This is a genomic window from Thiocystis violacea (assembly GCF_016583565.1).
Taxonomy (GTDB): Bacteria; Pseudomonadota; Gammaproteobacteria; order Chromatiales; family Chromatiaceae; genus Thiorhodococcus; species Thiorhodococcus violaceus_A.
The window spans coordinates 1-895 of record NZ_NRRF01000225.1 but is presented as its reverse complement, the minus strand read 5'-3'; the positions used below and the strand labels follow the sequence as shown (position 1 = coordinate 895).

The following is an 895-nucleotide window of genomic DNA, read 5'->3' as shown; positions in this document are numbered from 1 at the left end:
CAGGGCGTCTTTCTCGGCAGCGCTCAGGAGCGCCAGGTCGGGCAGGGGTTGCATGGTCGCGATTATCCGCTTCCGCGCCGGGTGTTCAAGCACAACAGGCGAGGCGACTTCGCGGGACCTGAGTAGTTAGTAGTTACTCGAAACTCTCCAAAAGGCACAAGAATTTCTCCAGGGGAGAGCCGCCGACACCTGCCCGGTCTGCGACACGGAGATTGGCCACGATTCCCTCGTCCAAAAGGTCGATCAGAAACTCGAAACCCTCAAAACCGTCAAGGATCAGAGTCAAAAGACCAAGGGTGCCCGGGAGGCCCTGCAGCATGCACTGACGGCCCAAAAGACTCTCCAGGAATCCTTCTTCGCCATCATCTCCAGGCTCAAAAGTGTTCACCAAGCAGCCATCGACTCCGAGCAGTGGAAGCTTCCCGCGCTCGTTCCCTCGATTGTCTCCATGGCGAGTGCTGACGAACTTAGTGAGGAGTGGTTCAACCAACTGAAGGCCGAAGCTCCCCAGCTCAAGCCCTTGTCAGAGACCGTCGAGAAAGAGCACGCCGCGATTCAGATCCGCAAGAACCTTCAGACGGAGATCCGTCAGGCCATCAAGCGCATCAAGGATGCCACCGACGACGGCAAACGGATCGAATTCATCATCAAACGCGGGGAAGCGATCAAAAGCGCCCTGCATGACGAGCGCATCCGCCATGCCAACGAGACTTTGGAAGCCATCTCCGGAGACTTCGCCAAGCTCTACAGCACCATTCACGACGGCGAGTAAGCGGTCAGATACCCCCTTGATGCTCCCGGTCGCGCAGCCCAGAATCGGGCTATCTTCACCGTCCACTGAAACCTCCCCGCCTGAGCGATGCACCTGAGCGACCACAGCCTCAGCCAGCTTGAC

Annotated in this window: 2 protein-coding genes; both read right to left on the bottom strand. The window is 58.3% G+C overall.

Translation table 11 applies throughout. From position 1 onward, the window contains the following. Positions 1 to 133: 133 nt before the first annotated feature. Positions 134 to 388 carry a hypothetical protein gene (locus CKO23_RS24910; RefSeq protein WP_200336254.1) on the bottom strand — a complete coding sequence of 85 codons (255 nt, stop codon included), beginning with the start codon at positions 386 to 388 and terminating at the stop codon, positions 134 to 136. Between the two features lie 135 nt (positions 389 to 523). Next, positions 524 to 895 (bottom strand): hypothetical protein (locus tag CKO23_RS25365; protein WP_207168697.1); only part of this gene is annotated, 372 nt, incomplete at its 5' end.